Origin of the sequence: Streptomyces aureus (assembly GCF_001418135.1) — a bacterium.
In the GTDB taxonomy this organism is placed as follows: domain Bacteria; phylum Actinomycetota; class Actinomycetes; order Streptomycetales; family Streptomycetaceae; genus Streptomyces; species Streptomyces aureus_A.
This window is the reverse complement of the sequence record NZ_LIPQ01000297.1, coordinates 510-26,055: the sequence shown is the minus strand read 5'-3', so window position 1 is coordinate 26,055 and position 25,546 is coordinate 510. Positions and strand designations below refer to the sequence as shown.

General features: G+C 72.0%; 26 protein-coding genes. 16 read left to right on the top strand and 10 right to left on the bottom strand.

All coding sequences use genetic code 11. From position 1 onward, the window contains the following. Nucleotides 1–78: 78 nt before the first annotated feature. From argG to AOK00_RS24115, 3 genes are all read right to left on the bottom strand, one after another. On the bottom strand, nt 79–1,533 hold the full coding sequence (argG, locus tag AOK00_RS24125) for an argininosuccinate synthase (protein ID WP_030316137.1): 1,455 nt from the start codon (nt 1,531–1,533) through the stop codon (nt 79–81). A gap of 110 nt (nt 1,534–1,643) precedes the next feature. After that, entirely contained in the window at nt 1,644–2,243 is a 600-nt protein-coding gene (locus AOK00_RS24120; RefSeq protein ID WP_055602381.1) for a dihydrofolate reductase family protein, read from the bottom strand. After that, nucleotides 2,240–3,163, bottom strand: coding sequence for a metalloregulator ArsR/SmtB family transcription factor (locus AOK00_RS24115; protein ID WP_055602380.1), 924 nt, complete (start codon nt 3,161–3,163; stop codon nt 2,240–2,242). The genes AOK00_RS24120 and AOK00_RS24115 overlap by 4 nt, the downstream gene beginning before the upstream one ends. 117 nt (nt 3,164–3,280) lie before the next feature. Here AOK00_RS24115 and argC point away from each other — a divergent pair, with 117 nt between their 5' ends. Genes argC through AOK00_RS24090 form a run of 5 tightly spaced genes read left to right on the top strand, consistent with a single transcriptional unit; the run spans nt 3,281 to nt 8,162 of the window. Then, nucleotides 3,281–4,309: an N-acetyl-gamma-glutamyl-phosphate reductase gene (gene argC, locus AOK00_RS24110; RefSeq protein ID WP_055602379.1), complete on the top strand. Its 1,029-nt coding sequence runs from the start codon at nt 3,281–3,283 to the stop codon at nt 4,307–4,309. Continuing rightward, the gene (gene argJ / locus AOK00_RS24105; protein WP_055602378.1) at nt 4,306–5,484 is read left to right on the top strand and encodes a bifunctional glutamate N-acetyltransferase/amino-acid acetyltransferase ArgJ; all 1,179 of its coding nucleotides are present in this window, start codon (nt 4,306–4,308) and stop codon (nt 5,482–5,484) included. The genes argC and argJ overlap by 4 nt, the downstream gene beginning before the upstream one ends. Beyond that, complete coding sequence (gene argB / locus AOK00_RS24100; protein ID WP_055602377.1) at nt 5,481–6,410, top strand: acetylglutamate kinase; 930 nt, start codon at nt 5,481–5,483, stop codon at nt 6,408–6,410. The genes argJ and argB overlap by 4 nt, the downstream gene beginning before the upstream one ends. Next, nucleotides 6,410–7,624, top strand: a complete 1,215-nt coding sequence (locus tag AOK00_RS24095) for an acetylornithine transaminase (protein WP_055602376.1) — start codon at nt 6,410–6,412, stop codon at nt 7,622–7,624. Before argB ends, AOK00_RS24095 begins: the two co-directional genes overlap by 1 nt. A gap of 7 nt (nt 7,625–7,631) precedes the next feature. After that, nucleotides 7,632–8,162 (top strand): arginine repressor, encoded by a 531-nt coding sequence (locus AOK00_RS24090; RefSeq protein WP_030316147.1) that lies wholly within the window; start codon nt 7,632–7,634, stop codon nt 8,160–8,162. 7 nt (nt 8,163–8,169) lie between these two features. Here the strand turns inward: AOK00_RS24090 and AOK00_RS24085 are convergent, their stop codons facing one another. The 3 genes from AOK00_RS24085 to AOK00_RS24075 all read right to left on the bottom strand — a co-directional run bounded on the left by AOK00_RS24085 (nt 8,170) and on the right by AOK00_RS24075 (nt 10,955). Then, nucleotides 8,170–8,874 (bottom strand): L,D-transpeptidase family protein, encoded by a 705-nt coding sequence (locus AOK00_RS24085; RefSeq protein WP_055602375.1) that lies wholly within the window; start codon nt 8,872–8,874, stop codon nt 8,170–8,172. 87 nt (nt 8,875–8,961) lie between these two features. Continuing rightward, nucleotides 8,962–9,567, bottom strand: coding sequence for a pyridoxamine 5'-phosphate oxidase family protein (locus tag AOK00_RS24080; protein WP_055602374.1), 606 nt, complete (start codon nt 9,565–9,567; stop codon nt 8,962–8,964). 59 nt (nt 9,568–9,626) lie between these two features. Next, complete coding sequence (locus AOK00_RS24075; protein WP_063886647.1) at nt 9,627–10,955, bottom strand: hypothetical protein; 1,329 nt, start codon at nt 10,953–10,955, stop codon at nt 9,627–9,629. A 232-nt stretch (nt 10,956–11,187) separates the two neighbouring features. Here AOK00_RS24075 and argH point away from each other — a divergent pair, with 232 nt between their 5' ends. After that, nucleotides 11,188–12,615 carry an argininosuccinate lyase gene (gene argH / locus AOK00_RS24070; RefSeq protein WP_055602373.1) on the top strand — a complete coding sequence of 476 codons (1,428 nt, stop codon included), beginning with the start codon at nt 11,188–11,190 and terminating at the stop codon, nt 12,613–12,615. A 27-nt stretch (nt 12,616–12,642) separates the two neighbouring features. On the opposite strand, the gene AOK00_RS24065 is transcribed toward argH, so the two are convergent. Next, nucleotides 12,643–13,152 carry an HAD domain-containing protein gene (locus AOK00_RS24065; protein WP_055602384.1) on the bottom strand — a complete coding sequence of 170 codons (510 nt, stop codon included), beginning with the start codon at nt 13,150–13,152 and terminating at the stop codon, nt 12,643–12,645. Between the two features lie 84 nt (nt 13,153–13,236). On the opposite strand from AOK00_RS24065, the gene AOK00_RS24060 reads away from it, so the two are divergent. Together AOK00_RS24060 and AOK00_RS24055 are read left to right on the top strand one after the other, a co-directional pair. Further along, nucleotides 13,237–13,788, top strand: coding sequence for a TetR/AcrR family transcriptional regulator (locus AOK00_RS24060; protein ID WP_055602372.1), 552 nt, complete (start codon nt 13,237–13,239; stop codon nt 13,786–13,788). Then, complete coding sequence (locus AOK00_RS24055) at nt 13,785–15,329, top strand: MFS transporter (protein ID WP_055602371.1); 1,545 nt, start codon at nt 13,785–13,787, stop codon at nt 15,327–15,329. Before AOK00_RS24060 ends, AOK00_RS24055 begins: the two co-directional genes overlap by 4 nt. Nucleotides 15,330–15,425: 96 nt before the next feature. Here AOK00_RS24055 and AOK00_RS24050 read toward each other — a convergent pair whose 3' ends face one another. Continuing rightward, nucleotides 15,426–16,097 carry a lysophospholipid acyltransferase family protein gene (locus tag AOK00_RS24050; RefSeq protein WP_055602370.1) on the bottom strand — a complete coding sequence of 224 codons (672 nt, stop codon included), beginning with the start codon at nt 16,095–16,097 and terminating at the stop codon, nt 15,426–15,428. 220 nt (nt 16,098–16,317) lie between these two features. On the opposite strand from AOK00_RS24050, the gene AOK00_RS24045 reads away from it, so the two are divergent. The 3 genes from AOK00_RS24045 (at nt 16,318) to AOK00_RS24035 (ending at nt 18,840) form a co-directional block, all read left to right on the top strand. Then, a complete protein-coding gene (locus AOK00_RS24045; protein WP_055602369.1) occupies nt 16,318–17,502 on the top strand; it encodes a glycerophosphodiester phosphodiesterase in 1,185 nt (394 codons plus the stop codon). 114 nt (nt 17,503–17,616) lie between these two features. After that, nucleotides 17,617–18,309, top strand: a complete 693-nt coding sequence (locus tag AOK00_RS24040; RefSeq protein ID WP_079042163.1) for a sigma-70 family RNA polymerase sigma factor — start codon at nt 17,617–17,619, stop codon at nt 18,307–18,309. Between the two features lie 36 nt (nt 18,310–18,345). Next, entirely contained in the window at nt 18,346–18,840 is a 495-nt protein-coding gene (locus tag AOK00_RS24035; RefSeq protein WP_055602368.1) for a GNAT family N-acetyltransferase, read from the top strand. A 1-nt stretch (nt 18,841) separates the two neighbouring features. Here the strand turns inward: AOK00_RS24035 and AOK00_RS24030 are convergent, their stop codons facing one another. Both AOK00_RS24030 and AOK00_RS24025 read right to left on the bottom strand, forming a co-directional pair. Then, the gene (locus tag AOK00_RS24030; RefSeq protein ID WP_055602367.1) at nt 18,842–19,276 is read right to left on the bottom strand and encodes a hypothetical protein; all 435 of its coding nucleotides are present in this window, start codon (nt 19,274–19,276) and stop codon (nt 18,842–18,844) included. A 2-nt stretch (nt 19,277–19,278) separates the two neighbouring features. Continuing rightward, a complete protein-coding gene (locus tag AOK00_RS24025; protein ID WP_055602366.1) occupies nt 19,279–19,641 on the bottom strand; it encodes a hypothetical protein in 363 nt (120 codons plus the stop codon). 572 nt (nt 19,642–20,213) lie between these two features. Here AOK00_RS24025 and AOK00_RS24020 point away from each other — a divergent pair. The 5 genes from AOK00_RS24020 to cbiE all read left to right on the top strand — a co-directional run bounded on the left by AOK00_RS24020 (nt 20,214) and on the right by cbiE (nt 25,030). Continuing rightward, a complete protein-coding gene (locus tag AOK00_RS24020; RefSeq protein WP_055602365.1) occupies nt 20,214–21,281 on the top strand; it encodes a methionine ABC transporter ATP-binding protein in 1,068 nt (355 codons plus the stop codon). Further along, nucleotides 21,278–21,946, top strand: a complete 669-nt coding sequence (locus AOK00_RS24015; RefSeq protein ID WP_055602364.1) for a methionine ABC transporter permease — start codon at nt 21,278–21,280, stop codon at nt 21,944–21,946. Before AOK00_RS24020 ends, AOK00_RS24015 begins: the two co-directional genes overlap by 4 nt. A 95-nt stretch (nt 21,947–22,041) precedes the next feature. After that, nucleotides 22,042–22,899 (top strand): MetQ/NlpA family ABC transporter substrate-binding protein, encoded by an 858-nt coding sequence (locus tag AOK00_RS24010; RefSeq protein WP_055602363.1) that lies wholly within the window; start codon nt 22,042–22,044, stop codon nt 22,897–22,899. Nucleotides 22,900–23,094: 195 nt separating this feature from the next. Further along, nucleotides 23,095–23,730: a GNAT family N-acetyltransferase gene (locus AOK00_RS24005; RefSeq protein WP_055602382.1), complete on the top strand. Its 636-nt coding sequence runs from the start codon at nt 23,095–23,097 to the stop codon at nt 23,728–23,730. 67 nt (nt 23,731–23,797) lie between these two features. Beyond that, nucleotides 23,798–25,030, top strand: coding sequence for a precorrin-6y C5,15-methyltransferase (decarboxylating) subunit CbiE (cbiE, locus tag AOK00_RS24000; RefSeq protein WP_055602362.1), 1,233 nt, complete (start codon nt 23,798–23,800; stop codon nt 25,028–25,030). The last annotated feature ends 516 nt before the right edge of the window (nt 25,031–25,546 follow it).

Genomic DNA, 25,546 nt, shown 5'->3' with positions numbered 1-25,546 from the left:
GGGGGACGTCGGGCCGGCCTTCCGGGGGTGTCGAGCGCGTGGTGCTCGACGGGGGTGGGTCGGTAGGGCGGTGCGGGGTCAGTCGGTGCCGAACTCCATCGCGGCGCGGTCCAGCATCTCGTCCTCGTCGGTGGCCTCGCCGCGGGACGCGATGGCCTCCGCGCCGCCCTCGGGGAGCTCCGTGAGGGTGCCGATCAGGCCGGTCGCGGCCGCCTGGGCGGCACCGATGGCGGGGCTGCCGGTACCGAGCAGGCCGAGGCCCGCGTACTGCTCCAGCTTGGCGCGCGAGTCGGCGATGTCGAGGTTCCGCATGGTGAGCTGGCCGATCCGGTCCACCGGTCCGAAGGCCGAGTCCTCGGTGCGCTCCATGGACAGCTTGTCCGGGTGGTAGCTGAACGCCGGGCCCGTCGTGTCGAGGATCGAGTAGTCCTCGCCGCGCCGCAGCCGCAGCGTCACCTCGCCGGTGACGGCCGCGCCGACCCAGCGCTGGAGGGACTCGCGGACCATCAGCGCCTGCGGGTCCAGCCACCGGCCCTCGTACATCAGCCGGCCGAGGCGCCGTCCCTCGTTGTGGTACTGCGCGAGGGTGTCCTCGTTGTGGATGGCGTTGACCAGCCGCTCGTACGCGGCGTGCAGCAGGGCCATGCCGGGCGCCTCGTAGATGCCGCGGCTCTTGGCCTCGATGATCCGGTTCTCGATCTGGTCCGACATGCCCATGCCGTGGCGGCCGCCGATGGCGTTGGCCTCCATGACGAGGTCGACGGCGGAGGCGAACTCCTTGCCGTTGATGGACACCGGCCGGCCCTGCGCGAAGCCGATCGTGACGTCCTCGGTGTCGATCTCGACCGAGGGGTCCCAGAAGCGGACGCCCATGATCGGCTCGACGGTCTCCACGCCGGTGTCGAGGTGCTCCAGCGTCTTGGCCTCGTGGGTGGCGCCCCAGATGTTGGCGTCGGTGGAGTACGCCTTCTCCGTGCTGTCGCGGTACGGCAGGTCGTGGGCGACCAGCCACTCCGACATCTCCTTGCGGCCGCCGAGCTCCGTCACGAAGTCCGCGTCCAGCCAGGGCTTGTAGATCCGCAGGTGCGGGTTGGCGAGCAGGCCGTAGCGGTAGAACCGCTCGATGTCGTTGCCCTTGAAGGTCGAGCCGTCGCCCCAGATCTGGACGTTGTCCTCGAGCATCGCCCGCACGAGGAGGGTGCCGGTGACGGCACGGCCGAGCGGCGTGGTGTTGAAGTACGCGCGGCCGCCGGAGCGGATGTGGAACGCCCCGCAGGTGAGTGCGGCGAGACCCTCCTCGACCAGCGCGGCGCGGCAGTCGACCAGGCGCGCGATCTCGGCACCGTAGGTCTTGGCACGGCCGGGCACCGAGGCGATGTCGGGCTCGTCGTACTGCCCGATGTCGGCGGTGTAGGTGCAGGGGATGGCGCCCTTGTCGCGCATCCATGCGACCGCGACGGACGTGTCGAGGCCGCCGGAGAAGGCGATGCCGACGCGCTCGCCGGCGGGCAGGGAGGTGAGGACCTTGGACATAGGAAGAGTATGCATCATCTCGCATGGTCATGCAAAGGGGTGCCGGTCGAAGGCTGTGGAATCGCCCCTCACGGCACCCTGCGCACGATCAGCATGCGCGGTCGTGGCGCTCAGCGCACCCGGTCGTAGACCAGGGCCGTCTCGCCGAGCTCGCCGGCCTCCCGGTGGGTGAGCCGCCACCGCGATCCGGGCAGGCCGTCGTCGAACAGCCGCTGCCCGTCCCCGGCGATCTCCGGGCAGATCAGCAGGTACAGCCGGTCCACCAGGTCGGCGGCGAGGAGCGCCTTGGTGATGCTCGGGCTGGTGTTGACCAGGATGTCGCCCTCGCCGTGGCTCCTGAGTTCGGCGACGACCTCGGCGGCCGGGGCGTTCACCACGCGGGCGTGTTCCCACGGGGACTCGGTCAGGGTGGTCGACAGGACCACCTTCTCCGTGTCGACGAGCCACTTCGCGTAGCCGCGGTCGCGCGGGTCGGCGTTCTCGTCGGCCGCGACCGCCGGCCAGTACCCCAGGAAGCCCTCGGCGTTGACGCGGCCGAGCAGTGCGGTCGTCGCGTTCTCCCAGATGCGGGTGAGGTGGTCACGGGCGACCTCGGTGGTCGCGTACGGAAGGATCGCGGAGAGGTCTCCCGGCCCGCCGGGGCCGTTGTAGCGCCCGTCGAGGGTGAGGGCGATGTTGGCGGTCACCTTGCGTCCGGTGGAGCGGGTCATCGCTGTGCCTGCCTTCCTTCGGTGCGGGCTGCGGCGGGAGTCGCGTCGTGAGGCGTGTCGTGAGCCGAGCCGACGGCGGCGGCGAGCTTGTCGAGGCACTGGCCGAAGCCGATCTCGATGCCCGCGACGAAGTCGGCGGATTCCACCGTGCTGTCGGCGATCAGGTAGTGGACGTCGAGGTCCGTTCCGGCGTCGGTGGCCCGGAGGCCGAACTCGACGTGGGCCGCGAAGGCGGCGCCGCCGTCGGGGAGCCGGGGCGAGAGCCGGTACGCGAGCCGCTCGCCGGGGCGGGCGACGTCGACGACGCCGTCCCCGCGCCCGGCGACCGGGTCGGAGCCCCCGGTGTCCCCGGCGTCCCCGGCGCCCTCGGTGTCCCCGGTGTCCTCGGCGTCGCGGTACTCCAGGAGGATCCGCCCGCCCGGCCGGGCCTCGAAGGCGAGGTCCGAGACGCGCAGGTCGTCGGGCGCCCACCAGTGGGCGAGCAGGGCGGTCTCGGTCAGGTGGCGCCAGACCTCGCCGGGATCCCCGGTCAGTGACCGGTGGAACCGGAACGAGCGCTCGTCGGCCCATCCCGGCGCCTCCGCCGCGAGCCGCTCGCTCGCCAGGCCGAGTCCGTGACGGTCGTACGTCTCGTGCGACCCGCCGGCCCGGTCCGTGGTGTCGGCGAGCCGCCCGAGCGTGGCCGCCAGTTCCCGCAGCGGGCCGGGCCGGAGGGCGTAGACCCGGCGCTGTCCGGAGCGCTGGGAGGTGACGACCCCGGCCCGCTCGAGCGTCTGCAGGTGCTTGGTCGTCTGTGGCTGCCGGGCCTCGGCGAGCCGGGCGAGGACGCCGACCGGGCGGGGCCGCTCGGCCAGCAGGCGCACGAGGCGCCAGCGGGCCGGGTCGGCCAGTGCGATGAGGAGCGGTTCCGCGTCGTCCATGAGGACGACTATTCTCCGTCGAGAATATTCTTGTCAAGGAATATCTCGGCGCCCGGAGTGTCGTTGCATAAAACTGCTGGGGTACGTATAGTCATGCCATCCATGAGGAGGGTTTCGATGACGGTACGAGTAGCAGTGGCGGGTGCGAGCGGATACGCGGGCGGAGAGCTCCTGCGTCTCCTTCTCGCCCACCCCCACGTGGAGATCGGCGCCCTGACCGGCCACTCCAACGCCGGCCAGCGGCTCGGGGCGCTCCAGCCCCATCTGCTGCCGCTCGCCGACCGCGTCCTCGTGCCCACCACCGCCGACGAGCTCGCCGGGCACGACGTCGTCTTCCTCGCCCTGCCGCACGGCCAGTCCGCCGCCGTCGCCGAACAGCTCGGCCCGGACGTCCTCGTGATCGACATGGGCGCCGACTTCCGGCTCAAGGAGCCCGCGGACTGGGAGACGTACTACGGCTCCCCGCACGCCGGCACCTGGCCGTACGGCCTCCCCGAACTCCCGGGTGCCCGCGCCGCCCTCAAGGGGTCCAAGCGGGTCGCCGTGCCCGGTTGCTACCCGACCGCCGTCTCGCTCGCGCTCTTCCCCGCGTACGAGAACGGGCTCGCCGAGCCCGAGGCGGTGATCGTCGCGGCCTCCGGCACCTCCGGCGCCGGCAAGGCGGCCAAGCCGCACCTGCTCGGCAGCGAGGTCATGGGCAGCATGTCGCCCTACGGCGTCGGCGGCGGCCACCGGCACACCCCCGAGATGATCCAGAACCTCAGCGGACCGGCGGGGGAGCGGGTCACCGTCTCCTTCACGCCGACCCTCGCGCCGATGCCCCGCGGCATCCTCGCCACCTGCACCGCCACCGCGAAGCCGGGCGTCACCGCCGAGAACGTACGGGCCGCCTACGAGAAGGCCTTCGCGGACGAGCCGTTCGTGCACCTGCTCCCCGAGGGGCAGTGGCCGGCGACCGCGTCCGTCTACGGTTCCAACGCCGTTCAGGTACAGGTCGCCTACGACGCGGCGGCGAACCGGATCATCGCGATCAGCGCCATCGACAATCTCACCAAGGGCACCGCCGGCGGCGCGGTGCAGAGCATGAACATCGCCCTCGGCCACCCCGAGAGCACCGGACTTTCCACGATTGGAGTCGCTCCATGAGCGTCACCGCAGCGAAGGGATTCACGGCGGCGGGCATCGCCGCCGGGATCAAGCAGAACGGCAACCCGGACCTGGCCCTCGTGGTCAACACCGGGCCCCGCCGCGCCGCCGCGGGCGTCTTCACCTCCAACCGCGTCAAGGCCGCCCCCGTCGTCTGGTCCCAGCAGGTCCTCGCCGACGGCGAGCTGACCGCCGTCGTCCTCAACTCCGGCGGCGCCAACGCCTGCACGGGACCCCAGGGCTTCCAGGACACCCACGCCACCGCCGAGAAGGTCGCCGAGGTCCTCAGCGCCAAGGGCACGGACGTCGGCGCGGGCGAGATCGCCGTCGCCTCGACCGGCCTCATCGGCGTCCTGCTCCCCATGGACAAGCTCCTCCCCGGCGTCGAGAAGGCCGCGGCCGAGCTGTCCGAGCACGGCGGCGAGAAGGCCGCCATCGCCATCAAGACCACCGACACCGTCCACAAGACGTCCGTGGTCACGAAGGACGGCCCCGGCGGCAGCTGGACGGTCGGCGGCATGGCCAAGGGCGCGGGCATGCTCGCCCCCGGCCTCGCCACGATGCTGGTCGTCCTCACCACCGACGCCGACATCGACAGCGCGGGCCTGGACAGCGCCCTGCGGGGCGCCACCCGCGTCACGTTCGACCGGGTCGACTCCGACGGCTGCATGTCCACCAACGACACCGTCCTCCTCCTCGCCTCCGGCTCCTCCGGCGTCACGCCGGAGCAGGACGCGTTCACCGGGGCCGTACGGGAGGTCTGCGACGACCTCGCCCGCCAGCTCATCGGCGACGCCGAGGGCGCCAGCAAGGACATCCGCATCGAGGTGATCAACGCCGCCACCGAGGACGACGCCGTCGAGGTGGGCCGGTCCATCGCCCGTAACAACCTCCTCAAGTGCGCCATCCACGGCGAGGACCCCAACTGGGGACGGGTGCTCTCCGCCATCGGCACGACGGCGGCGGCCTTCGAGCCCGACGAGCTCAACGTCGCCATCAACGGCGTCTGGGTCTGCAAGAACGGCTCCGTCGGCGAGGACCGCGACCTCGTCGACATGCGCTACCGGGAGGTCACCGTCACCGCCGACCTCGCCGCCGGCACCGAGTCCGCCGTCATCTGGGCGAACGACCTCACCGCCGACTACGTCCACGAGAACAGCGCGTACTCGTCATGAGCGACCCCCGGACCCCCCAGAACCCCGAGAGCACGACCCGGAAGCACACCGCGCTTCCCAAGGCCCAGATCCTCATCGAGGCCCTGCCCTGGCTCACGCGGCACAACGGCAAGACGGTCGTGATCAAGTTCGGCGGCAACGCCATGATCGACGAGGACCTGAAGGCCGCCTTCGCCCAGGACGTCGTCTTCCTGCGCCAGGCCGGCCTCAAGCCGGTCGTCGTGCACGGCGGCGGCCCCCAGATCAGCGCCGCCCTCGACCGGCACGGCATCGTCAGCGAGTTCAAGGCGGGCCTGCGGGTCACCACCGAGGACGCCATGGACGTCGTACGGATGGTCCTCGCCGGCCAGGTCCAGCGCGAGCTCGTCGGGCTGCTCAACGAGCACGGTCCCCTCGCCGTCGGTCTCACCGGCGAGGACGCCCACACCATCACCGCCACCCGGCACCGGCCGGTCGTGGGCGGCGAGCAGATCGACATCGGCCGGGTCGGTGAGATCACCGCCATCGACACCGGCGCCATCCAGGCCCTCCTGGAGGACGGCCGGATCCCGGTCATCTCCTCCATCGCCCGCTCCCAGGACGACGGACATGTCTACAACGTCAATGCTGATACGGCGGCTGCGGCACTCGCTGCGGCGCTGGGCGCCGAGACTCTGATGGTCCTGACCGACGTCGAGGGCCTCTACGAGGACTGGCCGCACAGCGACGAGGTCATCAGCCGGCTCACCGCGAGCCAGCTGGAGAAACTGCTGCCCGAGCTCTCCAGCGGCATGGTCCCCAAGATGGAGGGCTGCCTGCACGCCGTACGGAACGGGGTCACCACGGCCCGCGTGATCGACGGCCGGGTCCAGCACTCGATCCTGCTGGAGATCTTCACCGACGAGGGCATCGGCACGATGGTCGTGCCGGACGGACAGGGGGACTGATGAGCGGCACCACGGAGCCCGGCAACGAGCGGCTGACCCAGCGGTGGCAGGGCTCGCTGATGAACAACTACGGCACCCCCCGGCTCCCCCTCGTCCGCGGTGAGGGCGCCAAGGTCTGGGACGCCGACGGCAACGAGTACCTGGACTTCGTCGGCGGCATCGCGGTGAACGCCCTCGGCCACGGCCACCCGGCGATCGTCGAGGCCGTCACCCGGCAGATCCAGACCCTCGGCCACGTCTCCAACCTCTTCGTCGCCGAGCCGCCCGTCGCCCTGGCCGAGAAGCTCCTCGCACTCTTCGGCCGGCCCGGCAGGGTCTTCTTCTGCAACTCCGGCGCCGAGGCCGTCGAAGGCGCCTTCAAGATCGGCCGGCTCACCGGCCGGTCCCACATGGTCGCCACCCAGGGCGGCTTCCACGGCCGGACCATGGGCTCCCTGGCGCTCACCGGCCAGCCCGCCAAGCAGACCCCGTTCCTGCCGCTGCCCGGCGACGTCACCCATGTCCCGTACGGCGACGCCGAGGCGCTGCGCGCGGCGGTCACCGAGGACACCGCGCTGGTCGTCATCGAACCCATCCAGGGCGAGAACGGCGTCGTCGTCCCGCCCGCCGGCTACCTGAAGGCGGCCCGGGAGATCACCCGCGCGACCGGCACCCTCCTCGTCCTCGACGAGGTGCAGACCGGCATCGGCCGCTGCGGCCACTGGTTCGAGTACCAGGCGCACGAGGGCGTCGAGCCCGATGTCGTGACCCTCGCCAAGGGCCTCGGCGGCGGCCTCCCGCTCGGGGCGACCGTCGCCTTCGGCCCCGCCGCGGACCTCTTCGCGCCCGGCCACCACGGCACCACCTTCGGCGGCAACCCGGTCGCCTGCGCCGCCGGAATCGCCGTTCTCGACACCCTCGGCGCCGACGCGGCCCTCGATCACGTGAAGGCGGTCGGGGAGCGGCTGAGGCAGGGAATCGAGGGTCTCGGGCACCCGCTGGTCTCCCACGTCCGTGGTGCGGGCCTCCTGCTGGGTATCGTGCTCACGGAGTCCCTCGCACCTCAGGTGCAGCAGGCGGCTCAGGACGCCGGCCTCCTGGTGAACGCGCCCGCCCCCGATGTCGTACGGATCATGCCCCCGCTGGTCCTCACCGACGCCGAGGCGGACACCTTCCTCCAGGCCCTGCCCGGAGTCCTCGACGTGGCGAACGGGCAAGGACGAACCGGAGAATGAGACGACGATGACCGACGCGCAGGAGAACGAGCACGGAGGGCCGTCGGTTCCGCAGACCCGCACCGCTCGCCACCGCAGGATCGTCGACATCCTCAACCGGCAGCCGGTGCGCTCGCAGAGCCAGCTCGCCAAGCTCCTCGCGGACGACGGGCTGAGCGTCACCCAGGCGACGCTCTCCCGCGACCTCGACGAGCTGGGCGCGGTGAAGATCCGCAACACCGGCGGCGAGCTGATCTACGCGGTGCCGAGCGAGGGCGGCTTCCGCACCCCGCAGGCTCCGCTGGGCGAGTCCGCGAAGGAGGAGCGCATGCGGCGCCTCTCCGGCGAACTGCTGATCTCCGCCGAGGCGTCCGCCAACCTGGTGGTCCTGCGGACCCCGCCGGGCGCCGCCCAGTTCCTCGCGTCGGCCATCGACCAGGCCGAACTCCACGCGATCCTCGGCACGATCGCGGGTGACGACACCCTGCTGCTGATCAGCCGCGACCCCGCGGGCGGCCAGGCGCTCGCGGACCACCTGCTGAAGCTGGCGCAGAAGTAGGCAGGTCTCAGTAGCGCGTGATCGCCGTCGGCCCGCCGCCCCGCGTGCCGACGGCGATGTGCGGCCGGCGCGCGGGTTCGGCCCAGGCGAGCACCGCGCGCATCGCGTCCGCCGGGACGGAGACACAACCCGCGGTCGCCCCGCGCCCGTTGACGTGCAGGAAGATCCCGGCTCCGCGCCCGCGTACCGGCCGGTCGTAGTTGAAGCCGATGACGAGCCCGTACGCGTACTGGCGGCGGTACGTGACCATGTGCTCGGCCCGGGCGGCCCGGCAGTCCCGGGGCAGGCCCTCGACCCAGCGGTTGTACGCGCGCGAGGCGTTGTCCTGGCACCACCAGGACCGCTGGGTCACGCGCGCGTAGCGGTACGAGGTCCCCGCGGGCGCGGGCTCGATCCCGAAGGCGTACGGCAGCCGGTAGAGCCCGGTGGGCGTGGTGTTCGTGCCCTGCCGCCGCAGCCCGCCCTCGACGAGCCCCTTCGCCCCGAACCGGGCGGGCGCCGAACCGGCCCTCACCCACCGGCCGCCGCGCCGGTCCCACCATGTCACCGTGCCCGTGGTGGATCCGGTCCCGGCGGCCTCCGCGGTGATCAGCTGGGAGCCGCCACCGGTGTCCGCCATGCGCGCGGGCAGCGGTTCGGGGCTGGGCGCGGCGCCGAGGGACATCAGGGCGGCGCCGAGAACGAGAAGGGTGCGGCGGAAGGTTGTGCGCATGGGCGCGAGGTTAGGGGGTGTCTCGCCGATCATGCCGGCAAGACACCCCCTGAGCCCGCGCGGCGCACCACGCGCGCGGGACGCGGCTCATCGGCGGTCCCCTGGCAGCGGCGGCAGGGGGAGCGGGAGCGCGGGCAGCCCGTCGAGGCTGGTCGCGATGTGGTCCTTGCGTTCGCAGTACGCGTTGAACTCGTCGTCCGTCTTCCGGTTGAAGTACTCGGCGTGCAGGCCCCGGTCCTCCTGGTACTCCATCAGCGGCACGGCGTACCCGCAGGCGTCGCTGACCCGCCGCGCGTGAACGAGGACGATCGCCCGCGCGCTGCCCTGCCCCTCGACGGCCCCGGCCGGGAACCGCGCGAACAGCTCGCCCCAGCGCGGATCGTCCCGCAGCACGGCCTCACCGGTCCCGTGCACCCGCACGACGGTCGGCGGCCCGGAGAACGCGGTCCACATGAGGGTGATCCGCCCGTTCCCCGGCTCCCGCAGATGAGCGACGGTCTCGGCGCTGCTGCCCCCGAAGTCCACATAGGCGAGGGTCAGTTCGTCGAGCACCACGAGGGTGCCCCTGCGTCCCTTCGGGGAGAGGTTGACATGACCGTCCCCGGAGAGCGGGGCGGTCGCCGTGAAGAACACCGGCTGCGCCTCGATGAAGGCCCGCAGTCGTCCGTCGATACGTTCGTATGTCTTGCCCATGAGAACGCATTCTGCTCGCTCCCCCCGCCCACGGCGCATCCGTCTCAAGCCCCGGTCGGTCACCGGCGGTTGGCCCAGGGCCCGGGGCCGAGGCGGAGCGCCCGTCGGATCCGGGGCATCCACGCGCGCGCGTGCGCGAGTTCACCGTCGGCCGGGGCAGGGGCGGCACTCCGACGCGGGGGCGCCGCCTCGGCCGGCGCGGTTCCGCCGACTTCCTCACGCCCCTGGACCTCCTCGTGATCGTCGAGCGCGGTGGTCGGCGGGGCCGTCGGCCGTCGGAGGGTGCCGGCCGGAAAGTGGTCCGCCCAGGGGGCCAGCGCCCGCGCGGTCTCACGGACGACCCGAGGGGATGCGTCGGCCAGCAGAGGCGCGAGGCGTTCGGGCCGTACGGCGTCGAGCACGCGCAGCCCCGCCACGGCGCTCGCCCGCACCCGGGGCTCGGCGTGTCCCGTCAGCGTCCACAGTGCCGCGCCGTCCACGGCCCGGTCGCCGCACTCGGCGAGGCCGAGCGGGGCGTCGGAGGGCACCGCGTCCCCGGCCGCGCAGGCGGCCCGGTAGAGCGGCAGGGGATCCGTGCCCGCCTGCCGCAGCACCCACCGCGCGCAGGCGCGTACGAGTGCGGACCGGTCGTACAGGAACGGCTCCGCCTCTCCGGACCGCCCGGACCGGTGCAGCGCCGTGACCCCGGCCGCCCGCACCCGGCCGAGCCGGGAGCCCAGCAGGGGGCCGACGACGGCGTCGTCGGCGGGGCCGCCCACCGTGGCGAGCGCGGCGGTCGCGCACAGGTCCTGGACGACCACGTCGGCGCCGGCGGCGGCGATCGCCGCGAGCCGGGCGGGGGAGAGGTGGCCGCGGCCGACGGCGACCTGGTGCGCGAGCCGCCGAACGGCCCGGTCATCGCTGCCGAGCAGGGCGTCCATGGCCGCTTGCGGCTCCTCCCACAGGCTCGCGGTCAGCAGTTCCCTGGCCTCGCCCCCGCGCAGCCGGTCCCCGGTGCGCAGGGCCACCGCCGCGAGCCGGGCGAGGGCGTCGGGCGTGAGCCCCGGAAGCTCCGCGCGCAGGACGGCGAGAGCCCGTACCCGTACCGGCTCGGCCCAGTCGGCGCACCGGACGACAACCAGGGGGAGGAGCTCGGGCGAGCGGCTCACGTGGGAGAGGGCGGCCTCCCTGGCCCGGCCGTCGGGGCCGCACAGGGCGACGGCCAGCTCGGGGGCGGTGGGGCCCCGTTCCGCGGTGACGGGGAACCAGGTGTGGACGGGCGGGACGCGGTGGCCCCGTCGGAGGGCGGCGCGGATGTCCCGGTCGAGACCGATCCACGCGCCCGCGTCAGCGCCTCGGAGGGCCTGGGCGAGGCGGGCGGCGACGTCGTCGAGAGTGGTGCTCGGCATGGCCGGAGCCTAGATCCGGAGGAAGGGGGGTGTCGCCGGATATCGGGTGCGCGACCGGGCATCGCGTTGACAAAACATACGGCCGATTGCATAGTTATGCCTACCGGAGGGGCGCGTGAACGCCGCCCGGCGCGACCTGGCGTGACCCGCACGCGTTGAACAGGCCGCTTCCCCGTCCAAGGCCCGGGCCGGGAGGCGGCGGTAGACCCCACTCTCCTGAGGAGCAGCAGCTGTGAGCAGCAACAACGGTGACGTCCGGCTCTGGGGCGGACGGTTCGCCGACGGCCCCGCCGAGGCCCTGGCGAAGTTGTCCGCGTCGGTCCACTTCGACTGGCGCCTCGCGCCGTACGACATCGCCGGTTCCCGCGCCCACGCGCGCGTGCTGCACAAGGCCGGGCTGCTCACCGAGGACGAGCTGACCCGCATGCTCGCCGGTCTCGACCGGCTGGAGGCGGACGTCGCCGACGGCACCCTCGTCGGCACCATCGCCGACGAGGACGTCCACACCGCCCTGGAGCGCGGTCTCCTGGAGCGCGTCGGCCAGGACCTCGGCGGCAAGCTGCGCGCCGGCCGGTCCCGCAACGACCAGGTCGCCACCCTCTTCCGGATGTACCTGCGCGACCACGCCAGGATCATCGGCGGCCTCGTCGCCGACCTCCAGGACGCCCTCGTCGGCCTCGCCGAGGCGCACCCGGACGTCGCCATGCCCGGCCGTACGCACCTCCAGCACGCCCAGCCGGTGCTCTTCGCCCACCACGTCCTGGCCCACGCCCAGTCCCTCTCCCGGGACGCCGAGCGGCTGCGGCAGTGGGACACCCGGACGGCCGTCTCCCCGTACGGCTCCGGCGCCCTCGCCGGCTCCTCCCTCGGGCTCGACCCGGAGGCGGTCGCCAAGGACCTCGGCTTCGAGCGCGGTTCGGTCGGCAACTCGATCGACGGCACGGCCTCCCGCGACTTCGTCGCCGAGTTCGCCTTCATCACCGCGATGATCGGCATCAACGTGTCGCGGATCGCGGAGGAGATCATCATCTGGAACACGAAGGAGTTCTCCTTCGTGACCCTCCACGACGCCTTCTCCACCGGCTCGTCGATCATGCCGCAGAAGAAGAACCCGGACATCGCCGAGCTCGCCCGGGGCAAGTCCGGCCGTCTCATCGGCAACCTCACCGGCCTCCTCGCCACGCTCAAGGCGCTCCCGCTCGCCTACAACCGGGACCTCCAGGAGGACAAGGAGCCGGTCTTCGACTCCTGCGACCAGCTCGAGGTCCTGCTGCCCGCCTTCACCGGCATGATGGCCACGCTCACCGTCAACCGGGAGCGCATGGAGGAGCTGGCCCCGGCCGGCTTCTCGCTCGCGACGGACATCGCGGAGTGGCTGGTCAAGCAGGGTGTGCCGTTCCGGGTGGCGCACGAGGTGGCCGGCGAGTGCGTGAAGGTCGCCGAGTCGGAGGGCAAGGAGCTGGACGAGCTGACGGACGAGCAGTTCGCCAAGATCTCCGAGCACCTCACCCCGGAGGTCCGCACGGTCCTCAACGTCCCCGGCGCCCTCGCCTCCCGCGACGGCCGCGGCGGCACCGCCCCCTCGGCGGTCGCGGTCCAGCTCGTCGAGGTCAAGGCCGACCTGGTGATCCAGCACGCCTGGGCCGAGGCCAAGAAGTAGCCCCCGGGCGTCACTGCCCTCAGGACGTCACAGCGCCGCCGCCCACTCCGCGAGCGCGTCGAAGTCCGGCCGGAGCAGTCCGAGCCGTGGGTCGACGTGCAGCAACAGGGCGGCGGCGAGGTGCTTCTGCGCCACGTACTCGTGGTCGTACGCGGTGATGTCGTCGTCGACCCAGGCGAACGGCCGCCCCGCCGCGTACTCCAGGATGTACTGCGTCTTCCAGAAGGTCCCGCGAGGGGCCCGTCCGTGCATCCGGGGCCAGTCGATGAACGGCAGCTCGGGCAGCCCCAGGCGGGGCCCGATCCAGTTGTTCGCCTCGCCCTTCCAGGTCGTCGCCCAGACCAGCTCGTACGCCTCCGCCAGCGCGAGCAGCTCGCCCCCGTGCGCGGGGTTCAGCCACACCCGCAGCGGCTTCGTCTCGAACCAGCCGCCCGGCCGCATCCTGTGGGTCGTGTATCCCTCCGGCCGCCGCTCGCGCTGCGCGGCGTACGGATTCAGCGGCCCGTCGACATCGATGAGCAGCAGTGGCTTCGTCATGATCACAGCATTCCGTCCCCGCCCCTGTGAGGCGTTGAATTATTGAATGAGACATTGATGTCTCATTCGGTGTATGGTCGTCTCATGTCAGTCGATCGCACCCAGGTGCTCCACGCAGCCGCCGCCCTGCTCACCCGCAAGGCGACCGCCACGATGGACGAGGTCGCCCGGGCCGCCGGGATCGGCCGCGCCACGCTGCACCGGCACTTCGCCGGAAGGGACGCCCTGGTGCGGGCGCTCGAAGAACTCGGGCTGCAGGAGATGGAAGGCGCCCTCGACCGGGCCGGGCTCGACGACGGGCCGGAGGACGAGGCTCTGCGCCGGCTCGTCGCCGAGGTGGAGCACGTCGCACCCCTGCTGTCGTTCCTCGTCACCGAGAACCAGCTCTTCGAGGGCGACCAGCAGCACGTCGGCTGGGCCCGCCTCGACGCCCGCGTCTCCGCGCTCTTCCGGAGCGGACAGGAGAGCGGCGTCTTCCGGATCGATCTGACCCCCGCCTGGCTCACCGAGGCCTTCTACGGGCTCGTCGGTTCCGGCGCCTGGGCCGTGCAGGACGGCCGGGTCGCCGCCAAGGACTTTCAGTACATGATCGCCGAGCTGTTGCTCGGCGGAGCGCGCAGGAGCGTGGAGAAGTGACCGTCAGCACCCTCAGGACCGCGGGCCATACCGAGGGCGTGCGCCGCCCCGGCCGGTGGCTCGCCCTCTCCGTTCTCGTCCTGGCCGTCCTCCTCGTGGCGGTCGACGCCACGGTGCTGGGACTCGCCACCCCCTTCCTCTCCGAGGACCTGAAGCCCTCCGGCACCCAGCTCCTCTGGATCGGCGACGTCTACTCCTTCGTCATCGCCGGACTCCTGGTCTCCATGGGCAGCCTCGGCGACCGCATCGGCCGCAAGAAGCTGCTCCTGATCGGTGCCACCGCCTTCGGCGCCGTCTCCGTGCTGAACGCCTACGCGACCAGCCCCGAGATGATGATCGTGGCGCGCGCCCTGCTCGGCGTCGCCGGCGCGACCCTGATGCCGTCCACCCTGGCGCTCATCCGGAACCTCTTCCACGACCCGCGCGAGCGCAGCCTCGCCATCGGCATCTGGGGTGCCATGGCCTCGGCCGGCGCCGCCGTCGGACCGGTCGTCGGTGGCTTCCTCCTGGAGCACTTCTGGTGGGGCTCGGTCTTCCTGATCAACCTGCCCGTGATGGCGGTCCTCGTCTTCGTCGGCATCAAGCTGATCCCGGAGTCCAAGAACCCCGCCCCGGGCCCCTGGGACCTGCCGAGCGTCGCGCTCTCCCTCGTCGGCCTGATCGGCATCGTCTACGCGATCAAGGAACTGGCCTCGCACGGCCTCACCCCGGACGCGGGCGTCGCCGCCCTGGTCGGTGCCGGTGCCCTGACCTGGTTCGTCCGCCGGCAGCTGACCCTGCCCGCGCCGCTCCTGGACATGCGGCTGTTCCGCCACCGCGGCTTCTCGGGCGCCGTGCTCGCCGACCTGCTGACCATCCTCGGCCTCTCCGGCCTGGTGTTCTTCCTGTCCCAGTTCTTCCAGCTGGTCCAGGGCCGGCAGCCCCTGGAGGCCGGACTCGCCGAACTCCCGGCGGCGGTCGGCGCGGTCACGGCCGGTCTGATCGCGGGTCTGGTGGCCCGTCGCTTCTCCGTACGGTCCGTGGTGGCCGGCGGTCTCGCGGCGGTCGGCCTCTCGCTCGCGGTCCTGACGACGCTCGACCAGCACACCGGCTATCCGCTCCTCGGCGCCGCCCTGCTCGTGGTCGGTGTGGGCGCCGGATTCGCCTTCACCGTCACCGCCGACGTGATCCTGTCCAGCGTCCCGAAGGACCAGGCCGGCTCCGCCTCGGCCGTCTCCGAGACCGCGTACGAACTGGGCGCCGCGCTCGGCATCGCCGTCCTCGGCTCGATCGTGACCGGCGTCTACCGGGGCTTCGCCACTCCGGCCGACGTCCCCACCGAGGTCGCGTCCGCCGCCCACGAATCGCTCGGCGGCGCGGTCGAGGCCTCCGGCGCCCTCGCCCCGGACACGGCGACGGCCCTGGTGTCGGCCGCCCAGGAGGCCTTCGTCGACGGTCTGCGGATCGCGGCCGGCGTCGGCGCGGCGGTCCTCCTCGCGACGGCGGTCGCGGCCTGGTTCCTGCTCAGGGGCCAGAAGCTGGAGGACGGCGTCGAGCACTGACGCCCTGGGTATACGACGGTGCCCCGTACGGCCAGGAGGCCGTACGGGGCACCGTCATCTGTCCACGGGGACCGGGCGGTTGTCCGGGTGTGGGGACTACGCGGCCTTCGCCTTCGTGGCGTACATGTCCACGTACTCCTGCCCCGACAGCCGCATGACCTCGGCCATCACCGAGTCCGTCACCGCCCGCAGCACATAGCGGTCGCGGTCCATCCCGTCGTACCGCGAGAACTCCATCGGCTCGCCGAAGCGGACCGTCACCCGGCCCGGACGCGGGAAGCCCGCGCCGCCCGGCTGGATCTTGTCGGTGCCGATCATCGCGAAGGGGATCACCGGGGCGCCCGTCATCAGGGTGAGCCGCGCGATGCCCGTACGACCCCGGTACAGACGGCCGTCGGGGGAGCGGGTGCCCTCCGGGTAGATCGAGAAGATCTTGCCCTCCTCAAGGACCCGGCGGCCGGTCATCAGGGCCGCCACACCACCGCGGCCGCCGTCCCGGTCCACCGGGATCATGCCGACGCTGGTGAAGAACCAGGCCATCGCCCGGCCCTTGACGCCCTTGCCCGTCACGTACTCGTCCTTGCCGATGAAGTAGACCGGACGGTCCAGGCAGATCGGCATGATCATCGAGTCGATGAAGGTCAGGTGGTTGCCCGCGAGGATGACGGGACCGGTCCCCGGGATGTTCTCGGCGCCCTCCACGCGGGGGCGGAACATCAGGCGCATGACCGGCCCGAGCACTGCCTTGATGATCGCGAGACGGGACAACGGTTCCTCCGGTGGGATGCGGGTCAGCCGAGCTGACGGTGCAGCTGGCGACGATACTCGCGGGTCACGTCCGTGCGCACATCGGGTTCACCGAGTGGATACGCAGTGTTGACATGTGTTTCCGCCATGTTCGGCGTAGGTCTGCCGCCCGTAGGGCCCCGATGCCTAGCGTCGGGGGCACCCGTCGACAGGTGCGGGACATGACACAGGAGGACACCACATGACCCAGGGCGAACGCCGGACCCCGGCCCGGCGCACGGTTCTCGGAGCGGCGGGCGCCACCGTCCTCGGCGCCTCCACGGCCCTCGCCGCCGGCAGCGGCGCGGCACAGGCCGCGGCGTCGCCCGCCGCGGCGGGCCGGGGCCACGGTCACGGCCGCGGCTACCGCTCCCTTCCCGTTCCCACCGTCATCGCCCACCGGGGCGCCAGCGGCTACCGCCCCGAGCACACCCTCGGCTCCTACCGGCACGCCCTCGACCTCGGCGCCCACGTCATCGAGCAGGACCTCGTCCCCACCAAGGACGGGCACCTCGTCTGCCGCCACGAGAACGACATCACCGGCACCACCGACGTCGCCGACCACCCGGAGTTCGCGTCCCGGAAGACCACCAAGAGCGTCGACGGCACCTCGTACACCGGCTGGTTCACCGAGGACTTCACGCTCGCCGAGCTCAAGACCCTGCGGGCCAAGGAGCGCATCCCCGGCACCCGCCAGAAGAACACCCTCTACGACGGCCGCTGGACGATCCCGACCTTCGAGGAGGTGCTGCGCTGGGCCGAGGACGAGGGCCGCCGCCGGGGCCGCGAGATCTGGCTCCACGTCGAGACCAAGCACCCCACCTACTTCCGCTCCCTCGGCCTCGGCCTGGAGGAGCGCCTCGCCAAGCTCCTGCGCCGGTACGGCCGCCACCGCGCGAACTCCCCGGTCTTCCTCCAGTCCTTCGAGCCGAGCAGCGTCCAGCGGCTTTCGAAGCTCGTGGACTCGCCCGGCGTCGTCCTGCTCTCCGGCGCGAACAGCCGCCCCTGGGACTTCGTCCAGGCCGGGGACCCGCGGACGGTCGCCGACCTCGTCACGCCCCAGGGGTTGCGCTGGATCGCCTCGTACGCCAAGGGCATCGGCCCCACGCTCGACCTGGTGATACCCAAGGACGCGAGCGGCCGCCTCGGCGACCCGACCACCCTGGTCCGCGACGCGCACGCGGAGGGCCTGATCCTCCACCCGTACACCCACCGCAACGAGAACTCCTTCCTGCCCGCGGACTTCCGCAGGGGCACGGACCCGACGGCGTACGGGGACTCCTTCGGGGCCCTGAAGCGCTACCTGGGGACGGGCATCGACGGCATCTTCTCCGACAACCCGGACACCGCCCTGCTGGGCGCGGCGGACTTCACCACCCGCGACTGACCACCCGTCCATGAGGACCGTGCGGGTCCGCCGATCGGGCCCGCACGCCCTCCTCCCGGGTGGTTTGGCGTCCGAAACGCAACCACGCCCGCGTGCCCCGGCATGGTGCGGTGCATGACCACCCCCGTGACGACGCCCGAGTCCGTCCAGGACGCCACGCCCCGACCCGCGCCGGGCACCACGCCCCCGTCCGTCCAGTACGCCACGCCCCGGCCCGCGCCGGACACCACCCGCGAGTCCGGCCGGAACACCGGCCCCGCGTCGGCCCCGGACGACACCCCCGGGCTCCTCGCCGCCCTCGCCCCGCTGCTCGCCGCCGAGTCCGACGCCGAGGCGCCGGCCGCCGGTGTCGAGCCGAGCGACCTGGAACAGGCCGTCTGGCTCCGCCTCCTGGAGCAGCTGCGCGACACGGGCGCCGCCCCCGAGCGTCCCGCCGAGTGGCTGCGCCGCGCCGTCCGCGCGGAGGCGCGCCGGGCCCGGAGGACGAGCGACCGCGAACGCCCCTACCGCGACGAACCCGGCCACGACCCGGCCACCTCCGAGCCCCCCGGCTCGCCGGAGCACTCGCTGATGGCCGCCGAGGGCCGCCGTACTCTGCGCGCCGCTGTCACCAGGACGCCCGGCCGCTGCCCCCGGGTGCTGACCGCGATGCTCGATCCCGAGGACCCCACGTACCGGGAAATCGCAGGAGAGTTGGGTATCTCACAGGGCAGTCTGGGGCCGATGCGTTCCCGTTGCCTGGGATGCCTGCGCAGAATGCTGGCTGCAGAGGTTCCCGCCCCCGGCCGTCGGGGAAGGGTGCGGTAAACCGATGATCGACAGATGAGCGGGAGGCGTGCACACATGGGCCTGAGTGTGACCATCTCAGCGGCGGACGCGGCGGACGCGGAGCACATCCTGAAGCTGCAGTACCTCTGCTACCAGAGCGAGGCGGAGCTCTACGGGGACTGGTCCATCGAACCGCTCACCCAGTCGCTCGACGGCCTGCGTGCCGAACTGGCCGAGGGGTACGGGCTGGTGGCCCGGCTCGGCGACGAGGTCGTCGCCTCCGTACGGGCCAGGCTCGACGAGGACGGCACGGTACGGATCGCCAAGCTGATCGTGCACCCGCGGATGCAGCGGCACGGCCTCGGCGGCCGCCTTCTCGACGGCATCGAGCGCCACTTCGCCGAGACGGCCGTCCAGCCTTCTCCGTCGCCCAAGCGCTTCCAGCTCTTCACCGGCCACCGCAGCGAGGGCAATCTGCGCCTCTACCGCAGCAAGGGGTACGCGCAGGTCGCCACCCGCGAGCTCGGCCCCAGGCTCACCCTGGTGACCCTGGAGAAGGCCGCCGCCTGACTCAGGCGGCCGTCGCGGTACGCGACCGGCGCAGCCACCAGATGCCGCTCAGCGGCAGCAGGACCGGAATGAAGAGATAGCCGTAGCCGTAGTCCGACCAGACCGTCGCGTCCGGGAAGGCGGACGGCTCGATCAGCGTCCAGGTCCCCACGATCAGTACGCCCGTGAGCTCGGCGGCGCAGCACACCAGCGCCGCCCTGCGGGCCTTCTCCCCGCCCCGCACCAGCGTGTAGGTGATGAACGCGTAGACGACGGCGGCCACCGCCGACAGGGTGTACGCGAGCGGTGCCCGGTCGAACTCGGTGGCGATCTGGTAGATCGAGCGCGAGACCGCGCCGACCGACATCACGCCGTAGAGCCAGACCAGCAGGATGCCGGGGCCCGTGACGAGACGGGCCTTCGTGCCCCGTGCGGCCTTCTCCTGCGTCTCGGTCATGGTCAGCCCACCGTCCAGATGTCGTGGAGACGCACTTCGAGCACGGCCAGGACGACCGCGCCGGCGGCCACCGTGGCCGAACCCCACCGGCTGCGCTCCGCGAGCGACATGAAGCCGGCGATGGGCACCGCGCACAGCGCCCCGAGCAGATAGGCGACGAAGATCGTCGCGCCCTCCTCGGCCTTCTCGCCGCGCGCCAGCTGCACGATCCCGACGATCAGCTGGACCAGGACGAGGAAGGTCACCACGGCCATGCCGATGAAGTGCCAGTCCTTGGTCGACTGGTCGCGGAAGGCGGCGTAGCCGCACCAGGCGGCGAGGGCGAGCGCGGCCACGGAGACCGCGACCGTCAGGGCGTCAAGCATGCGCCCGAGGGTATTACGGTGCGAATGGCCCGATGCGCTCGCCCCCCACGCCGTCGCCGCGGGGACGCGCGCGGATGGTGGCCTTGGCCACAGCCGGCGCCCGTGACGTCTCCGGGAGACCCCTCGGGGCCCCGGTGAGGGGTGCCCGTCTCCGCAGGCCACACGGGGGAAGTGGGCGGAACGAAGGCTTCCGAAGTGTCCGCATGGCGTCTCAGTGACGTCCGCTATTCGGACAGCCTCCATTCGTTCGCACCTGCGCATGCTTTACTTGCAGACATGACCACGACGAGCAGCCGCACCCTTGCGACCGAGGCGATCCCCACGCCCGGTGCTCGTTGTATGTGTCGAATGTGCGCCTTCTGAGGGCCCCCGCCTGAGTTTCGCGCCCCGAAGCGAGACCGACGGCCGTGCCGTTCCTCCCGTCTTCCGGCGGTGGACCGTGCCCGCCCCGCGCACCGCCGAGACTCCCGGCCACCCGCCGGACCGGCCCCCGTGCGCCTGACTGTCCGAAGACGAATGCCCCGTGCGTGACGGACCCCGCGTCGCGCACTCGACAGTGACGGAAAACCCCTGTGATCACCACTTCGGGCCTGACCAAGGTCTACGAGTCGCGCGGCCGACAGGTCACCGCTCTGGACGGTGTCGACCTCCACGTCCGCGAGGGCGAGGTATTCGGCGTGATCGGCCAGAGCGGCGCCGGCAAGTCCTCGCTCATCCGCTGCGTCAACCTCCTGGAGCGCCCCACCTCCGGCACCGTGACCGTCGACGGCGTGGACCTCACCGCCCTCGCCGGCAAGAGCCGCCGTGCGGGCAGGGACCTGCGCCGGGCGCGCAGCAGCATCGGCATGGTCTTCCAGCACTTCAACCTGCTGTCCTCCCGCACGGTGAAGGACAACATCGAGCTCCCCCTGGAGATCCTCGGCGTCTCCGGAGCCGAGCGTTCCCGCCGCGCCCTCGAACTCCTCGACCTGGTCGGCCTCGCCGACAAGGCCAAGTCCTACCCCGGCCAGCTCTCCGGCGGCCAGAAGCAGCGCGTCGGCATCGCCCGCGCCCTGGCCGGCGAGCCCAAGGTCCTGCTCTCCGACGAGGCCACCAGCGCCCTCGACCCGGAGACCACCCGCTCCATCCTCCAGCTGCTGCGCGACCTCAACCAGCAGCTCGGCCTCACCGTCCTGCTCATCACGCACGAGATGGACGTCGTCAAGACGATCTGCGACTCGGCCGCGCTGATGCAGAAGGGGCGGATCGTCGAGTCCGGCACCGTGAGCGAACTGCTCGCCACTCCCGGCTCCCAGCTGGCGGCCGAGCTCTTCCCGGTCAGCGGCGCCCACACCGGCCCCGACCGCACGGTCGTCGACGTCACCTTCCACGGCGACGCCGCGACCCAGCCGGTGATCTCGCAGCTCTCCCGCACGTACAACATCGACATCTCGATCCTCGGGGCGGCGATGGACACCGTCGGCGGCCGGCAGATCGGCCGGATGCGGATCGAACTGCCCGGACGGTACGAGGACAACGTCGTCCCGGTCGGATTCCTGCGCGAGCAGGGCCTCCAGGTCGAGGTCGTCGAGGAGACGCTCACTGAAGAAACGGTTGTCCAGGGCGCGGCGACCCTGCTCGTGAAGGAAGGTGCCAAGTGACCTGGTCCGAGATGCAGCCACTGCTGGAGCAGGGCACTGTCGACACCCTCTACATGGTCCTGTGGGCCACGGTCGTCACCGTGCTCGGCGGCCTGCCGCTCGGCATCCTCCTCGTCCTCACGGACAAGGGCGGACTGCTGCAGAACCTGCCGGTCAACAAGGTCGTCGGTGCGATCGTGAACATCGGGCGTTCGCTGCCGTTCATCATCCTGCTGATCGCCCTGATCCCCTTCACCACCCTGGTCGTCGGCACCTTCATCGGCCCCACCGCGATGATCGTGCCGCTCGCCATCGGCGCCATCCCCTTCTTCGCCCGCCTCGTCGAGACCTCCATCCGGGAGGTCGACCACGGGCTCGTCGAGGCCGTCCAGGCCATGGGCGGCGGCATCCCCACCATCGTCCGCAAGGTCCTGCTCCCGCAGGCCCTGCCCTCGCTGGTCTCGGGCGTCACCACCACGGTCATCGTCCTCATCGGCTACTCGGCGATGGCCGGCGCGGTCGGCGGCGAGGGCCTCGGCTCCAAGGCCGTGACCTACGGATACCAGCGCTTCGACACCACGTTCATGCTGGTCACCGTCGTCGTCCTGGTCCTGATCGTGACCGTCGTCCAGCTCATCGGCGACGGAGTCGTACGACTCCTCGCCCGCCGGGGCCGTACCGCGTAACGGCCTCCCGGCCCCCCAGACTTCGTCTCTTCGACGAACACAGCCCGGACTTGTTGTCCAGGCGTCCACCGCACCACCGGAAAGAGGCACTCTTCGTGCGTAAGAACGTCAAGCTCACCGCCGGTATCGCCGCCACCGCCGCCCTCGCCCTCGGCCTCACCGCCTGCGGCACCTCCTCGGACCCCGGCTCCAAGGACTCGGCCGGCTCCGGCGACACCTCCAAGGCGCTCGTCGTCGCCGCGTCCCCGACGCCGCACGCCGACATCCTCAACTACGTCAAGGACAACCTGGCCGAGAAGGCCGGCCTGAAGCTGGAGGTGAAGGAGTTCACGGACTACGTCCTGCCGAACACCGCCACCGAGAACGGCCAGGTCGACGCCAACTTCTTCCAGCACAAGCCGTACCTCGACGACTTCAACAAGAAGAACAACACCCACATCGTCCCGGTGGTCAACGTCCACCTGGAGCCGCTGGGCCTCTACTCCAAGAACATCAAGTCGGTGAAGGACATCAAGGCGGGCCAGACCATCGCCGTCCCGAACGACACCACCAACGGCGGCCGCGCGCTCCAGCTGCTCGCCGAGAACGGCCTGATCACCATCAAGCCGGGTGTCGGCACCAACGCCAAGCTCTCCGACATCACCGACAAGAAGGGCCTGGAGTTCAAGGAGCTGGAGGCCGCCACCGTGCCCCGCGCCCTGAACGACGTGGACGCCGCCGTCATCAACGGCAACTACGCCATCGAGGCCAAGCTCTCGCCGGCGAAGGACGCCATCGCCCTGGAGAAGGCGGACGGCAACCCGTACGCCAACTTCCTCGCCGTCAAGGAGGGCAACGAGAAGGACGCCCGCGTGCAGAAGCTCGCCACGCTCCTCAACTCGCCCGAGGTGAAGAAGTACATCGAGGACACCTACAAGGGCTCGGTCATCCCGGCCTTCGGCGCCGCGCAGTAGACTCCGGCATCCGAGGGACCGTCAGACCGGTTCCCCCGTACAGTCCTTGAGCAGAAGGCCCCCCGCACCCCGTCCGGTGCGCGGGGCCTTCGCCACACCCCCACCCGACCCCGACCCGGCCATGCGCACCGCGCCCACATGCTGCATGCTGTGCGTTCACGGTCGATTCGGACGGTCCACGGCATGGAGCTGCGCATGACTACCACCTTTCCGGACATCTCCATCAACACGGACCGGCTGGTGCTGCGCGCGCTCGAGGAGGCGGACGCCCCCGCCCTCGCCGAGATGATGAACGACGAACTCGTCGGCGCCTGGACCGCGGTGCCCCAGCCCTTCACCGAGGCCGCCGCCCTCCGCTGGATCGCCGAGTACGCGCCCGCCGAACGCGCCGCGGGCCGGGGCATCGACCTCGCCGTCACCGAATTCCTCACGCAGCGCCTGGTCGGCGTCATCCAGCTGGGCAAGACCAACTGGCGGGTCCGCTCGACCGAACTCTCCTACATCGTCGCGCCCTGGGCCCGCGGTGAGGGATACGCCTCCGAAGCCGCCCTCGCCACCGCCCAGTGGCTCTTCGGCGACCAGAAGTTCGAGCGCCTCGAACTGCGCACCGCCGCCGACAACACCGCCTCCCAGCAGGTCGCCCAGAAGATCGGCTGCATCAGCGAAGGCGTCCTCCGCAACGCCTGCATAGCCCGCACCCGCACCGAGGACGGCAGCTGGACCGAGCTGCGCACCGACTTCATCGTCTGGGGCCTCCTCCCCGAGGACCTCGACGGCGTCGCCGACCAGATGGCCGAGGCCGGATACTCCTCGTACACCGACTGGAGCTGACCCCCGCGGCCCCACCCGAGGTACGCTCGGCACGCCCCCGACCTGCGACAACACCAGGAGACGACGAATGGCCGACCGCGTCACGGTGATCGGCTGGGACGGCTCGCCCCTCACCGCGGCGGCCCGCTCCGCACTCTCCGCCGCCACCCTGGTGGCGGGCGCCGCCCACCACCTGGCGCTGCCCGAGGTCCCGCCCGGCGCCGAACGCATCCGCCTCGGCAGCGTCGACCTCGCCGGCCGCCGCATCGCCGGCCACCGGGGCACCGCCGTCGTCCTCGCCGACGGCGACCCCGGCTTCTTCGGCGTCGTCCGCACCCTGCGCGCCCCCGAACACGGCCTCGAGGTCGAGGTCGTCCCCGCCGTGTCCTCCGTCGCCGCCGCGTTCGCCCGCGCGGGGATGCCCTGGGAGGACGCCCGGATCGTGGTCGCCCACCAGCGCACCCTGCGCCGCGCCGTCAACGTCTGCCGGGCACACCCCAAGGTCGCCGTCCTCACCTCGCCCGGCGCCGGCCCCGCCGAACTCGCCCTGCTCCTCGACGGCGTCCACCGCACCTTCGTCGTCTGCGAGGAGCTCGGCACCGACCGCGAGCAGGTCTCCGTCCTCACCTCCGACAAGGCCGCCGACCACACCTGGCGCGACCCGAACGTCGTCCTCGTCATCGGCGGCACCGCGGGCGGGACCCCCGCCGCCCCCTGGCTGATGGGCCAGGACCCGGCGGCGCCCCCGGTCCGTGGCTGGGGCCTGCCCACGGAGGAGTACGACCCCGCCGCGCACGGCGCCCCGACCCGCGCGGGCGAGGACCCGTCCCTGCGCGCCGCCCAGCTCGCCCGCCTCGGGCCCCGCACCGGCGACCTCGTCTGGGACATCGGCTGCGCGGGCGGAGCCTTCTCCGTCGAGGCCGCCCGCTTCGGCGCCGCCGTCATCGCGGTGGACCTCGACCCCACGGCCTGCGCCCGCACCGAGCAGGCCGCCCGCCGCCACGGCGTACCCCTGCAGACCGTGCGCGGCCGGGCCCCGCACGTCCTGGAGAACCTGCCCGAACCCGATGTCGTCCGCGTCGCGGCCGGCGGGGTCGCCGTCGTCACCGCCTGCACCGACCGACGGCCGGAACGCATCGTCGCCCACGCCTCCACCCGCGACGAGGCCGAGGCGATCGGCGCCGCCCTCGCCGACGGCGGCTACACCGTCGAGAGCCTGCTCCTCCAGACCGTGGGCCTCGATCCGCACGACTGGTCGGAACGCGAGCGTTCGGTCGTCTTCCTGCTCTCCGGCCGCAGGACCGACACCGCCCACGGCTAGGCCTCCACGCCTGGTCCCGGCACCCCCCACGCCTGGTCCCGGCACCCCCCACCCGTGACGGTGCCGCCCGCCGGGGCAGGTAGGCTGGCCGATTGTTGTACCGCATCCGGATGTTCGGCGCTTCGTTCGTCAATGTCCTGAATTGGTGGCCACATTGCGCCGCTGACGTGGTACGCGACAAGGGGGGACCGCGCGACGTGGCGCAGTCCACAGCGCACCGTGGCAAATCTCCCTGCCACGAGGGCCCGGGGCCGCGACAATGTGTGGGCGTCCGCGTGTCCTTCGTGCCGCGCGGCGCGCGCGCTCGTTGTTGTCGACGGGCGCAGGTCTGAAGGAGCACAAGCGATGGGCGAGGGGTACGCATGACGGACACCGGCCAGGTCCCGGGCGAGGGGCTGCCGGAGAACGCAGGCATGGTCGAGCAGCCGGGCATCCCCGCACCGGGCGCGTACACCTTCCTGGACCCCTCCGAGCACACCACCGAGGACGACGACCTTCTGCTGATGCCGGGCGCCC